Source organism: Paenibacillus sp. J31R120, from assembly GCF_056269225.1.
On record NZ_JBWDNN010000001.1, the window covers coordinates 1372105 to 1384947 of the forward strand.

Annotated in this window: 12 protein-coding genes and 1 pseudogene; 12 read left to right on the forward strand and 1 reads right to left on the reverse strand. The window is 45.8% G+C overall.

The window, feature by feature from the left end; genetic code table 11:
• Positions 1-68 precede the first annotated feature (68 nt).
• From AC0YNW_RS06280 to map, 3 genes are all read left to right on the forward strand, one after another.
• A complete protein-coding gene (locus AC0YNW_RS06280) occupies positions 69-512 on the forward strand; it encodes a cell wall hydrolase (RefSeq protein ID WP_475831197.1) in 444 nt (147 codons plus the stop codon).
• Between the two features lie 221 nt (positions 513-733).
• Positions 734-1336 (forward strand): TetR/AcrR family transcriptional regulator, encoded by a 603-nt coding sequence (locus tag AC0YNW_RS06285; protein WP_475831198.1) that lies wholly within the window; start codon positions 734-736, stop codon positions 1334-1336.
• Between the two features lie 5 nt (positions 1337-1341).
• Positions 1342-2109, forward strand: a complete 768-nt coding sequence (gene map, locus AC0YNW_RS06290; RefSeq protein ID WP_475831199.1) for a type I methionyl aminopeptidase — start codon at positions 1342-1344, stop codon at positions 2107-2109.
• A gap of 136 nt (positions 2110-2245) precedes the next feature.
• On the opposite strand, the gene AC0YNW_RS06295 is transcribed toward map, so the two are convergent.
• Complete coding sequence (locus tag AC0YNW_RS06295; RefSeq protein WP_475831200.1) at positions 2246-3556, reverse strand: amidohydrolase family protein; 1311 nt, start codon at positions 3554-3556, stop codon at positions 2246-2248.
• A gap of 157 nt (positions 3557-3713) precedes the next feature.
• On the opposite strand from AC0YNW_RS06295, the gene AC0YNW_RS06300 reads away from it, so the two are divergent.
• The 9 genes and pseudogenes from AC0YNW_RS06300 to AC0YNW_RS06340 all read left to right on the forward strand — a co-directional run bounded on the left by AC0YNW_RS06300 (position 3714) and on the right by AC0YNW_RS06340 (position 12843).
• Positions 3714-4142, forward strand: a complete 429-nt coding sequence (locus AC0YNW_RS06300; RefSeq protein ID WP_387479087.1) for a MarR family winged helix-turn-helix transcriptional regulator — start codon at positions 3714-3716, stop codon at positions 4140-4142.
• 183 nt (positions 4143-4325) lie between these two features.
• Positions 4326-4646 carry an ArsR/SmtB family transcription factor gene (locus tag AC0YNW_RS06305; RefSeq protein WP_387479084.1) on the forward strand — a complete coding sequence of 107 codons (321 nt, stop codon included), beginning with the start codon at positions 4326-4328 and terminating at the stop codon, positions 4644-4646.
• Positions 4647-4748: 102 nt separating this feature from the next.
• Positions 4749-6056: an alpha/beta fold hydrolase gene (locus tag AC0YNW_RS06310; protein ID WP_475831201.1), complete on the forward strand. Its 1308-nt coding sequence runs from the start codon at positions 4749-4751 to the stop codon at positions 6054-6056.
• 27 nt (positions 6057-6083) lie between these two features.
• Positions 6084-6515: a hypothetical protein gene (locus AC0YNW_RS06315; protein WP_475831202.1), complete on the forward strand. Its 432-nt coding sequence runs from the start codon at positions 6084-6086 to the stop codon at positions 6513-6515.
• Positions 6508-7176 (forward strand): DUF998 domain-containing protein, encoded by a 669-nt coding sequence (locus AC0YNW_RS06320; protein ID WP_475831203.1) that lies wholly within the window; start codon positions 6508-6510, stop codon positions 7174-7176. The genes AC0YNW_RS06315 and AC0YNW_RS06320 overlap by 8 nt, the downstream gene beginning before the upstream one ends.
• Positions 7177-7310: 134 nt before the next feature.
• Positions 7311-9566, forward strand: a complete 2256-nt coding sequence (locus AC0YNW_RS06325) for an ATP-binding cassette domain-containing protein (protein WP_475831204.1) — start codon at positions 7311-7313, stop codon at positions 9564-9566.
• 512 nt (positions 9567-10078) lie between these two features.
• Positions 10079-11095, forward strand: coding sequence for an aminoglycoside phosphotransferase family protein (locus tag AC0YNW_RS06330; RefSeq protein ID WP_475831205.1), 1017 nt, complete (start codon positions 10079-10081; stop codon positions 11093-11095).
• A 381-nt stretch (positions 11096-11476) separates the two neighbouring features.
• A pseudogene (locus AC0YNW_RS06335) lies at positions 11477-11566 on the forward strand (MerR family transcriptional regulator); the annotation flags it as partial.
• Positions 11567-11979: 413 nt separating this feature from the next.
• Positions 11980-12843, forward strand: a complete 864-nt coding sequence (locus tag AC0YNW_RS06340) for an AraC family transcriptional regulator (RefSeq protein ID WP_475831206.1) — start codon at positions 11980-11982, stop codon at positions 12841-12843.

A 12843-nucleotide genomic window follows, 5' to 3' on the forward strand; every position in this document is an offset into this window, starting at 1 on the left:
TGCATACCGAGTAACACATCCGCTTTACCTACAATATGATGAGTCTAGAAATCTAAAGAGGTGAGCCAATGGCAGTCGTAAAAGCCAGGGAACAGGACATTAAGATGTTGGCAAGGTTGCTTCGAGCTGAGGCTGAGACCGAAGGCGAAATGGGCATGCTCCTTGTTGGAAATGTTGGCATTAACCGAATAAGAGGGAATTGTTCCGATTTTAAAGATATCCGGACCATACCCCAAATGATCAACCAGCCGCATGCGTTCGAAGCGTTGCAGCATAGTTTGTATTATCAAAATGCAAGAGAGAGGGAACGCCGTCTGGCGCAACGGTCTGTGAATGGGGAGCGGAATTGGCCTGGAAAATATTCCCTATGGTATTTCCGCCCAGGATCGTTCGAAAGTCCCGGACCATGTCCGCCAACTTGGTATAATCAGCCGCTCGCAGGACGCTGGAAGAAGCACTGTTTTTATGAACCGACTCCGGGTGAATGTGATAACATATATAATACGTATTAATTCATGAACGAAATGAGCTCATCAGGATCTCTTAACCAGCCTTGTCACAGCCATGTGTCGGATGACAAGAACGTTATCTCATTAAGTGCCGCGTAAATCGCGGCTTCTTTGAGTTTAGCGGAATTAAGTTGTGTGTAAGGTTGAAGAGCTTGATCCTTACTTCTATTTGATGTATATTAGTTTTTACATTGACATTACAGCAGGTCTAAAAAGGAGGAGCCATGTCACCACGTACCAAAGAACAGAATGATGCGATTCGGGAGATGCGGATGAACCAAATCATGCAAGCGGCTGCGGAAGTATATTTGGAGAAGGGCATTCAATTGGAAGTACGAGATGTTGCGGTCAAAGCAGAGCTCGGCTACGGAACCGTATATCATTACTACAAAAATAAGCACATGCTTTTGGAAGATTTACTGTGGGATGCCCTGAATCGAACGGAGTCGGCCGTACAGCCCGCTATATCGGGGGACGGCAGCAGTTTGCTTAAAGCTGCGTCGTTCTCCAGGCTGCTCCTGCGGAATTGCATCCAGGATCCTTCTATATTTATTTTACTTAAAACGGTTTCGGATAATTTTCATCACTTCCCGGGAAACCGGTTCAGCAAGCTGTTTGCCGAATTTCAGGAACGGATCTATTTGCCGTTTGTGGCAATGATTCGTGATGGCATTGGTTCCCAATCATCGGATAAAAGGGCTAATCTAATTTTTGGCTCGCTTGTGGGTTACGCAGCATTAAATATCCACCACAACATGCGGAACGAGATCGATGTGGAAGGGATCGTCGATATGATTTTTTCTGACTTACAGTCAAAGGAGAATTAAAGGAAATGATCATTCTAAAATCGAAAGAAGAAATTGAAGAAATGAGAACAGCCGGCCGAATTGTCGCTGCTTTCCATCAAGCCATTGCAGATCGGATACGGCCGGGTGTCACAACGCTCGATATTGAGACGTTTGCGGTGCGGTTCCTGAAGGAGAATGGCGCCAAGGCTTATACAATAGGCTACAACGGCTATCCGTATGCAACATGTGCGTCTGTCAATGACGTCATTGCACATGGTTTTCCGAGCAGGGAGCCGCTCAAGGAAGGCGACATCGTCACCATCGACATTGTCGCGGAAGCGGATGGCTGGATCGGCGATTCAGCATGGAGTTATGCGGTCGGCGAGGTGACGGAGGAAGCGCGTAAATTGATGCGTGCAACGAAAGAATGCTTATATCTCGGTATCGAAAAAGCGGTTGTCGGAAACCGAATCGGCGATGTGATGCACGCGGTTCAATCCCATGCGGAGCGAAACGGATTCTCAGTGGTGCGCGATCTGCTCGCTCATGGTGTAGGAAGAGAGATGCATGAGGAACCTAACTTTCCCCATGTCGGGAGTCCGGGTAAAGGGTTCCGCTTGAAGGAAGGGATGGTTTTTACGATCGAGCCGATGCTAAATGCCGGAAAAGCGTTAATGACGATTGATGATGACGGATGGACCGCCAGAACCGCTGACGGCTCGCTTTCCGCGCAGTACGAACATACAATCGCCATTACTGCGGAAGGTCCGATTATTTTGACCGAATCAGCGTTGGTTACAAACTCAATTTGAAAGCTTCAACAGTGGCTAACTAATAATTCTGTTGGAAGCGATGAGCATCAATCTTAAAATAATCAATTCATTCAACTAAAACTCCGACCTTTGGCACGGAGTTTTAGTTTTTATTGTACTGGGTAATCGAATCGGATTAACCTAGTTGCTGTGAACCATTAAACCACACGGATTTGATCGACAAGGTATCCGAAATATGAGTAGTCGGATCACCGTTGACTAGAATAAGATCAGCGCGCATACCTTCGGTAATACGGCCGCGATCTTGAAGACCAAAGCAACGGGCCGGTTTGCTAGTAGCCGACTGCAGAGCCTCGATCGGAGTGAACCCCGCCTTCACCAGCAGCTGCATTTCGTGGTGGACACTGGCCCCATGAGCAAGTCCGCCAAGGTTCGGAACGGGGACCGGCGCGACATCTGTCCCTACCAGAATATCAACTCCGGCACGGTGAAGGTCCATCACATTCTTAAAGCTGTTTTCCATATTGCCTTGTGGGAACGTATTAAAGCTTGAGTTTAATATATCGATCCAGTCTGGACTCAATTTGGAGTGAACACGCGGATCATTCGCCAATTCCGATGCCGGATTTCCAATAATCGATGAATTCAACACCAAGCATGGTGTAACAAAAGCGCCTGAACCAGCTATGGATTTCACTAACTCGGACGTGTACTCGGGTCTGTCAATAAACAAGTGGCCTAAACCGTCGACTCCAAAGTCGATGGCTTCTTGCGATGAATGAGCCGTCAAGACGTGGGCGATGACCAGCTTATTGAACCTGTGGGCTTCTGTCACGGCTGTTTTTAGAATCTCGTCGCTTAATACTGGCAGGCCAGGTGCACCCATGACCGTTCCTTCTTCAATCATGATCTTAATATAGTCGGCTCCATTCTCCACCTGGGTATGCACATGTTTTATCGCTTCTTCCACTGTCGTCACTTGCGGTATTTCTTCGTGATCGTGAGCGTATGCGGCCATCATCGCTTCCCGGTCTTCCTCCGATAACTTCGCTAGTTCCTTTAATACGAATTCCGGTATTTCATCTCCATCCGGCAGTAATTCATCTGGGTGTCCGCCCGGAGCGGTGATCGCTGTGCCAGCAGAACGGACGTCTGCGATGTCATTTATATTTTTAAGCTGAATCTCGCGCCCTCTTTTAGTAAAATCGCCGTTCATTTCAAGTTCTGTTGTAACGCCGAATTTCAAGGCATCTCGTAATCCGCCGATTGAAGTGTGGACATGTGCATCAATCAGTCCAGGCATTAAAGTTGCATTTTCTCCATCTATAATCGCTGCATCGGACGGAAGGTCTCCACCCACTGAAATAATGGACTCCCCTTTAATGGCAACATGTCTGGCCGCAATAATTTGAACTCCATCAAAGATACGTACATTTGTAATCACCGTAACTTGTTCTAACGCAGCGTTTTGAGTTACCTTCTCCATTTGAATTCCTCCTGAGTGTATGTCATTCAACACTTCGAAGTATAACTGTTAGAAACCTAACTGTCAATAAACTAATGTTTGTTTGACAAGCCTATAGGATCGCTGTATAGTTTATTTACTTACAATTAGATTCCTAACAATTACAGGGGGGACGATCATGCAATCCCGGAAGGATACGCCTTATCTGGATTTGTTTCAGATTATCGGTCTTAAGTTAAAGAAAAGAGCAGACGAGAGTATAAAAGAGCTCGGGTTAAATGCTCAACAAGGAAAGGTAATCGACTATATATACGAGAACCAAAATAATCATATTATTCAAAAGGACCTTGCAGATCGGTTTCATCTACGTGGGGCTAGCATTACAAGCATGCTTCAAGGTCTAGAGCAAAAAGGGTTCATCGAACGCAAAATCCCAGCCAATAATGAACGGCAAAAAAATATATATGTAATGCCAAAAGCGATTGAACTGATTGAAGACTTTCAAGATTCATTCCAAAAGGTGGAGGAAGAAATCGTTCAAGTCCTTACCGACGAGGAGAAGCAAGTCTTAAAGAAATTGTTGATCAAAATCAATGAGCGCATATAAAGAAGATGATTCCCTATAACGGTTCATCCTTGTTATCTTCAAAAATATAACTAAAAAATACGCTAAGAAGCTCCTATATACATTAGGAGTTTCTTTGTTTACTTATATTCTATAAAATGCTCTTTATATATATTGACATGTATATACACCATAATATATATTAAGGACATGAGATCAGCAACCATGCAGTTAACGTTACTTACTCTTGCCGAACCTAATCGATTCAACATTGTTGAATTGCTTAGGAATGGTCCTAAGTCGGTAGGAGAAATCGTCCAAGCCCTAGGTATCAGCCAGCCGCACGTTTCCCGTCATTTACGCATTTTGAGCGAGGCCGGGATGGTGCGCGCACGCAGCAAAGCACAGCTGCGAATTTACAGCCTTGAAGCCGGGCCGTTTCAGGAGCTGGATGAATGGTTTGATTCCTTCAGCATTCTATGGGAAGAACGTCTCGACCATTTTGAGGAGTATATGCAGGATTACAAAAAGAAGGAGGATCTATGACAGGTATCAACAGTTTTATCGCGAGCTACATGCTAAATTACCGCGATGTCTGGAACAAAAGGCTGGATTCCCTTGAAAACTACCTGAAAAGGATGACTGCAGATGAAAAGAAAAACAACCATACGTAAAAATCACGAGCGCAGAGAACTCACTATCGAACGTAACGTTGCGCTTCCTGCCAAGTTTGTATGGGAAGGCTGGACGGAACCCACACATATTACAAAATGGTGGGGGCCGAAAGGCTGGACGACAACCGTTTATGAAATGGATGTGCGGCCAGGCGGAGTGTGGCGATACAGCTTAAAAGCGGATGACAATAGCAGCGAAGAGGCCTACTGCAGAGCTGTTTATGATGAGGTAGAGGTACCACACAAACTGGTGTATACCGACACCTTTGCCGACAGCGAGTGGAATATGGTTACGGACAGTGAAATGTACACAACCGTATTGTTCGAGGAAAAAAGCGAAGGAACACGAATTAGTATCGTGACGCGATTCGCTACTAGCGAACAATTGGACAATGCAGAAGCAATGGGCATGATGGAAGGATTTACGGATGCCTACGATCGACTGGAAGAATACTTAGAAAACTTAATGGGAGGCAATGACAAGATGGAGACGGTTACTTCAAAGGATGGCACACAGATTGCTTATACCAAACAAGGAACTGGTCCTGCACTCATCTTGGTTTCTTCGGCAGCCGCAGACCATCAAGATGCTTCGCAGTTAGCCGAGCACTTGTCGGTTCATTACACCGTATACAATTACGATCGCCGTGGACGGGGACGCAGTACGGATACTGCTCCTTACGCAGTCGCAAGAGAAGTGGAAGATATCGAGGCTCTAATCGAAGTCGCAGGCGGCCAAGCTTGCCTGTTCGGAAGCTCGTCCGGAGCCGTGTTGGCACTTGAGACAGCAAACCTGCTAGGGAATCGGATCGCAAGTCTCTATTTGTACGAACCGCCGTTCATTATCAACGACAGCCGTAAGCCCGTGCCTGGTGACTACGTTAAACATTTGAATTCATTGATTGAAGCCGGGAACAGATCAGAAGCAGTCGAATACTTCGCCTCCGAGGCTCTAGGTATTCCAGGTGAATACATCGGATACATGAAGGCGGACCCTTCTTGGAACAAGATGGAGTCTCTGGCACATACGCTTGCTTATGATGGACTGATTATGGGAACCACACAGTCGGGGAACCCGCTTCCCGCGAACAGATGGAACATTAGCATTCCAACCTTGATTATGACAGGGGAGAACAGCGAACCGCTCTTCCATGACGCGGCAGGCGCGCTTGTCAATCAATTGCCAAAGGCTGCAATTCACTCTCTCGCTGGACAAGACCATTCTGCAGTCATGATGGCTCCTGATGGATTGGCAAAGGCTGTATTTGATTTCAAATCATAAGACATATGGCGCGAGGAGAAGGGTACTATGACGGATCTTCAAACACTCAATCGTCTGGTCGGTACTTGGCATATTAGCGGCGGAGCAGAAGGAACGGTAACCTATGAGTGGATGGAAGGCGGACACTTTTTGATTCAGCGCGTCCATCTATCCCAAGATGGACAGGAAGTGAAAGGCATTGAGATGATAGGACACTTGAAACCGTTCGGCGAGAGCGGTAGCGCGGATATTCAATCCCGTTATTACGATACGCTGGGCAATACGTTTGATTATGTTTACGAAATAGAAGGGGATATGCTTGTCATTTGGGCTGGAGGCAAAGGGTCACCTTCTTATTTTAAAGGAGAATTCAGTTCTGATGGAACCACTAATACGGGGGCATGGCATTATCCCGGCGGTGGAGGATATGAATCCACGATGACGAGAGTCTCGACTGAGGGAGGATGGGGTATTGGCTAAGCAGCTGGTCGTTGCAAAACCTTTAACGGTGACTGCCTCCAGATTTGCGCTTGTGTCGATCTTCTCTGGAGCATTGTTCATACTGCTTCTTAGTATTCTTCATCTGCTGCAGCCTGAATTTGATCCGACATGGCGCTTTATCAGCGAATACGCTTTAGGCAACTTTGGTTGGATGATGCACGTGGCTTTTGGATTGCTGGCTGTCGCCCAAATCAGTGTGGCGATTACCATTTTCCCGCAAATTCGTACGGTTACGGGATACATTGGACTTGTCATTCTTGGAATTAGTGCAATTGGCGTTATAATCGCTGGGATCTTCGTGACCGATCCTATCTCCATGAGTCCGGATGATGCCACGTTTAATGGCAGGATGCACTCTATCGGAGCGATGCTGGACTATACGCCGGTAGCTGCATTGTTGATTAGCCTTTCGTTATCTCGACTTGATGCTTGGAGACCTATAAAAAACAGACTCCTTACCAGCGCGGTTATTGCAATCATCGCGATGCTCGTTTTCATTCTGCAAATCCCGCAAGACGGGCAATTTGGGCCTGAGGTTTTGGCCGGATTGTTTGGACGCATTTTGATCTTAGCCGACATTGCGTGGCTAATCATTGTCGGGATTCATGCAGCGAAGCTGGGAGCTTCTAACAGATCATAGCAGAGTGAGTGGGTAGCAGGGAGAACGGCATAAACCGTGTTTCGTAAACCGGCTGCATATCGATTGCAGCCGGTTTACTTCTGTTATGGACACGTTCAGTTCAATTACAGTTTGCGGAAGAAAGGATGTTAGGAATGCCTGCATACGATCATAATCATATTGTCATCACTGGAGCGAGGGAGAATAATCTCAAAGATGTTTCCTTGCGTATACCCAAACGAAAAATCACGATATTTACCGGAGTATCCGGATCTGGGAAGTCTTCCATCGTCTTTGATACAATCGCAGCGGAATCGACGCGGTTGCTGAACGAAAACTTCAGCATGTTTGTGCGAAACTTTCTGCCTCGAATTCCGCAGCCTGATACGGATGCGATAGAGAACTTAAGCATGGCCTTCATTGTGGATCAGAAGAGATTAGGCGGCGGCTCTCATTCTACTGTGGGCACGATTACCGATATTACTCCGATTGTTCGTCTCCTTTTCTCAAGAGTGGGACAACCTCATATCGGGCAAGCAAGCATGTTCTCGTTCAATGATCCGCAGGGGATGTGTCCGGAGTGCAGCGGATTGGGGCGAAGGCTTGGAGTAAACTTGAACAAAGCAGTGGATATGTCGAGATCACTGCACGAAGGGGCTATTCTGCTTCCAGATTACGCAGTGGACGGATGGGAATGGAATATGGTCATTCAATCGAGTGCTCTAGACCCCGACAAGAAGCTGGACGCCTATTCGGAAGATGAACTTGAGCGTCTTCTATACGCTAAGGCGAGGAAAGTTCAAATGGATTTCGCAGGTAAAGCGATGAATATGACGGTGGAAGGCATTATCGAGAAATTCACCAATAAATACATCAAGCAGGACGTGAAGACGAAGTCCGAACGCACCCAAAAAGCGGTTGCGCCTTTCATCTCCGAGGGTCCGTGCACGAGTTGCCGTGGAGCGAGACTCAGTCAGGCTGCGCTGAGCTGCAGGATTAACGGACACAATATTGCAGAAATGACTTCAATGGAGGTTGGCCAGCTCATAAAAGTCGTTCGAGAGATCGATGATGCCGTTGCTGTGCCAATCGTCAGATCCTTGACGGAGCGACTGCAGCATCTTGTAGATATTGGACTGGACTACCTGACATTGGATCGCGCAACGGATACATTGTCCGGCGGCGAGTCCCAGCGCGTGAAGATGGTGAAGCATTTGAGCGGCAGCTTGGTAGATGTCACGTACATATTTGACGAGCCTAGCGTCGGGTTGCATCCTCGCGATGTGCACCGACTGAGCGAACTGCTCCAGCGGCTGCGCGACAAGGGGAATACGGTTATTGTCGTCGAACATGATCCCGATGTCATTAAGGTGGCGGATCATATCGTTGACGTTGGACCTCACGCGGGCAGCAGAGGGGGCAATATCGTGTATGAAGGCAGCTTCCATGGCTTGCTGGAATCTGGTACGCTGACAGGCAAGCATATGAGACGCCCGCTTGTCCTGAAGCAAGATTGCAGACAGCCGTCCGGCAAGCTGTCGATTCGGAACGCATCTCTTCATAATTTGCGGAACGTGAACCTAGATATTCCTACAGGAATATTAACAGTCGTTACCGGAGTGGCTGGTTCGGGGAAAAGCACGTTGATTAACGAGTTATTCCTGAATCAGCATCCGGATGCAATCGTCATCGACCAATCCGCAGTTGGCGCATCAACTCGGTCGAATCCCGCGACGTATACGGGCATCATGGATGACATTCGCAAAGCGTTCGCTTCCGCCAATAAAGTGAATCAAGGCTTATTCAGCTTTAACTCTAAAGGAGCTTGCGAGAATTGCCAAGGGTTAGGCGTTGTGTATACGGATCTTGCTTTTCTCGACAGCGTGAAGCTGCCATGTGATGCATGCGGCGGAAAACGTTTCAAGGAAGAGGTGTTAGCTTACAACCTTCATGGAAAGTCCATTGCGGATGTGCTGGAGATGACGGTAGAACAGGCCCTGGACTTCTTCCAGCTGAAGGACGTCTTGCGTAAGCTACAGGCGATGAGCGATGTCGGTCTGAATTACATTACGCTTGGTCAGCCGCTCAGTACGCTATCGGGCGGAGAATGTCAGCGCATCAAGCTGGCCAGCGAGCTTCATAAGGATGGAAGCATCTATGTGATGGACGAACCAACGACAGGCTTGCATATGTCGGATATCGGCCTTCTTATGGAGATCATAAACCGACTCGTAGATAAAGGCAATACGGTCATCGTCATTGAGCATAACCTTGACGTGATCAGCCAGGCTGACTGGATTATCGACATGGGGCCTGATGGAGGCAGCAAGGGCGGCCAGATCGTATTTGAGGGGATGCCTTCGCAAATCATTCAAGCGAAACAATCGCTAACAGGGAGTTATTTAAAGTAAGATCAGTAACAGTAATGGAGGCGGCACTGAAGTCGGGGGACTTGGAAAAGCACATGGGGCGTATGAAATGGAAGTGGTAAAATTTGTTTATAATCAAATTTTCTATGGATTACTCACAAAGGGTTATGTGACACTATAGAAGTGAAATTGGATTTCAACTTTTCACGCGATAGGAGATGTTTTTAATGTCTGCTTATATGGTATTGGTGGTTTTAACTTAACTGAATATCGGGCATAGTAACCTTTTGTGAATACTGCTGTTAACGGGATAGCATCCTTTTTGATAAACCGGCCTTTGGCTTTTCACCGCGAAACAGCAGCTTCTTAGGAGGCTGCTTGTTCGCGGTATTTTTATGTCCAATAAACAACATTACTTTTTTGGTGAGGATCGGTTCAATGATTGATTGAAATAATTAGCTAAATTGAAGCTGAAACGCCGCCGATAGGTTGATATTCGGAAGCGCCAGAGCTTTGGGAGCGTTACCTTATACGTAAAGGGGAGGATACAAGAAATGAACAACCATGATGAAAGCTTTGTAAAGCCCGAAATACTAGCGCTTGTTTTGAGTAAAATGCTCGATAAAACGATAATCCGCGCAGATTATCAACTCAAAGAGCTGCAAGGCGGGACAGTAGGAGCTGTTCGGCTTGTAACGGGCATGGCTGAAGTTTCCGACGGTGAAAGTTTGCCGTATAGGCTGGTTTGGAAAACACAGAGAAAATGGGAACGCTACGGCGACCCAGATTCATGGCGCAGGGAATACGACCTTTATACATCGGATTTCGGTGAATCTTTCACTGAATCGCTCTGCTGGCCAGAATGCTATCACGCAGAGATGAACGGCGATGAGATACAGCTATGGATGGAATATATCGATGGGGTATCAGGCTTAGATCTGACCTCGGATATGTATGCACGTATAGCCGAGGAATTGGGGCGATTTCAAGGCAAGCTATACACTGAACGACCAGACGTAATGCAGAATCTGTCCAACTTAAGCAAGGTTGAGCTTACGAAAAACTTTTATTTGCGGTATCGGTCATGGGATGTTGTGTATGATTACATACGCTTCGATGACTGCGGAATTCCGAAGCATCTGTGTAAAATGCTCATAGACATAGATAATAACGCGGATGAAATATTCAGTCGCATTGAAAAGCTGCCAATAGTGCTTTGCCACAAAGATTTTTGGGTGGCCAACATATTCTATTCGGACAATAAAATCGTACTTATTGATTGGGATACCGCCGGATGGGGTTACATGGGCGAGGATATCGCGAGTTTAATAACGGATGAAGTGGACGTCTCTCATATGATTGAGTACTACCAAAAATGCATTCCAGCGTATTACAGGGGCTTCTCGGAATATGCGGATGTGTCCCATATCTCCGATGATTGTATCCATGAACTAATCCTTGTTATGTTCGGATACAGGCTTGTGGAGTGGTATAAATTCGCTGAGTCGCCCGAAGATAAAGCAATGCACCTTAATACCTTACAAAAAATCTATGAAATGAATAACAGATAGATAAATGTAACGATTGAGCCAAACGATTGGAAGCGATATGCCAAGGAATAAAGCAGGGAATACCTGCAGCAGCGAAAACAAGCTCGCAGCTTTACTGCTTACAGGAAAGATCAGTAGTCTTGTTTCAATTAGAAGATGGTAAGTGGAAACTACAAGGCATAACAGATAGATGGCAGTAAGAAAAAGGAGGCCTGACTCGAATAATCTTGCATACATTGCTATGAAGTCGGCAGTGATTGATAAGATCGAGTCGGTTTAGCGCGGCTGAATAGAACAGCAAAGGTGTTCAATCCAGGACCGACAGACTCAGGCTGGATGATTGATGAATAAAACAACAAGGCAGCCGATCAGCGTGATGGGCTGTTTGTTCAATTTACATTTCACGATACTGGCTACTGCTACTATTCCGAAGATCAGCTTCTGGAGCTGAACCGAATCTTAATCTATGAGGAACTGGGATTCACTGTACCTATGACCAGAGCGATTTTTTGTTTTATTTGTAATAGTCAAGTCTGTTATAATCTCTTCTAGCAAGATATTCCCAACGATATAATTGATTGTTAATTTTTATAATGATACCCCGTGTGTTTATCTCTCATTAATTTCTATCTAGTATAGACTTGAGGTTTAAGTAACATCTATAAGCTGCATTACTATTTGAAAGAGGTGACTATCATGAGTTTTTTGATTTTTATTTTAATCCTGGGTTTCTTGTATATTATTTTCTATCTTCGAGCGATATATCTATCTTTAAAGGAGATAGAACAAAAGATCACTGGAAAATAACTCAATGTAAGGTAACAGTTCTTTGCATTTTTTGTACAACAACTGCAAAGCAGCAGTTTATTTTTCTGCTAGACTTATGTATGGAAGGAGGACCATTAGTGGAGTGGCTTGATCGAATGAATGCAGCAATTGACTATATTGAGGGCAACCTGAGTGGGGAAATCGATTATAAGCAAGCTGCAAAAGCAGCTTGTTGCCCGAATTTTCATTTCCAACGAATGTTTGCCTTTATATCAGAGGTGACGCTTTCTGATTATATCAGAAGAAGGCGGCTGACACTTGCTGCTTTTGAGCTGCAACAAAGCAACAAAAGTGTGATTGAAATTGCGCAAACCTATGGTTATAAATCTCATGCTGCTTTTACGCGAGCATTCCGTGAGCTGCACGGGATTTCACCAACATCAGCTCGTAAATCAGGGGTAAACCTGAAGGCTTATCCACGTATGTCTTTCCATATTTCGATTAAGGGGAGGGCAGAGATGAACTACAGAATTGAAAAAAATCCTGGATTTTCAGCTGCAGGCTTCAAAAATTGCGTGAATACGGATCATGCGTACCATTCCATACCTAAGCTCTGGCAAGAAGCACAAATGAACGGCATTGGCGACAAATTACTTGGTTTAATGGGTGAAAACTCAGAAAAAGCACCTAATGGCATATTGGGCATTTTAACAGAAGGTGACTGGGGTAAGAATGATACTTTCTTCTATTACTTGGCGGTACAATATGAAAAAGAAACACCTGAGGATATGGAAAAGTTAACATTCCCTGAGGGCCAATGGGTTGTATTTGAAGCCCAAAATCCTGCCGACCTCGTAAGCACTTGGAAGTGTTTGTATACGGATTGGGTTCCAACATCTGATTATGTACTGGCAGACCTGCCAGCAGTTGAATGCTTTTATCCTCCAGGACACTCTCCTCAAAATGAACTGTGGGTTCCTATTACTCAGAAAGGAAGATGA

What these genes read in the sequence shown, in the direction of transcription:
- AC0YNW_RS06325 (WP_475831204.1), top strand. Translation starts at nt 7,311, where the DNA reads ATGCCTGCATACGATCATAATCATATTGTCATCACTGGAGCGAGGGAG.
- AC0YNW_RS06295 (WP_475831200.1), bottom strand. Translation starts at nt 3,556, where the DNA reads ATGGAGAAGGTAACTCAAAACGCTGCGTTAGAACAAGTTACGGTGATT.
- AC0YNW_RS06305 (WP_387479084.1), top strand. Translation starts at nt 4,326, where the DNA reads ATGCAGTTAACGTTACTTACTCTTGCCGAACCTAATCGATTCAACATT.
- AC0YNW_RS06310 (WP_475831201.1), top strand. Translation starts at nt 4,749, where the DNA reads ATGAAAAGAAAAACAACCATACGTAAAAATCACGAGCGCAGAGAACTC.
- AC0YNW_RS06300 (WP_387479087.1), top strand. Translation starts at nt 3,714, where the DNA reads ATGCAATCCCGGAAGGATACGCCTTATCTGGATTTGTTTCAGATTATC.
- AC0YNW_RS06280 (WP_475831197.1), top strand. Translation starts at nt 69, where the DNA reads ATGGCAGTCGTAAAAGCCAGGGAACAGGACATTAAGATGTTGGCAAGG.
- AC0YNW_RS06330 (WP_475831205.1), top strand. Translation starts at nt 10,079, where the DNA reads ATGAACAACCATGATGAAAGCTTTGTAAAGCCCGAAATACTAGCGCTT.
- AC0YNW_RS06285 (WP_475831198.1), top strand. Translation starts at nt 734, where the DNA reads ATGTCACCACGTACCAAAGAACAGAATGATGCGATTCGGGAGATGCGG.
- map (WP_475831199.1), top strand. Translation starts at nt 1,342, where the DNA reads ATGATCATTCTAAAATCGAAAGAAGAAATTGAAGAAATGAGAACAGCC.
- AC0YNW_RS06315 (WP_475831202.1), top strand. Translation starts at nt 6,084, where the DNA reads ATGACGGATCTTCAAACACTCAATCGTCTGGTCGGTACTTGGCATATT.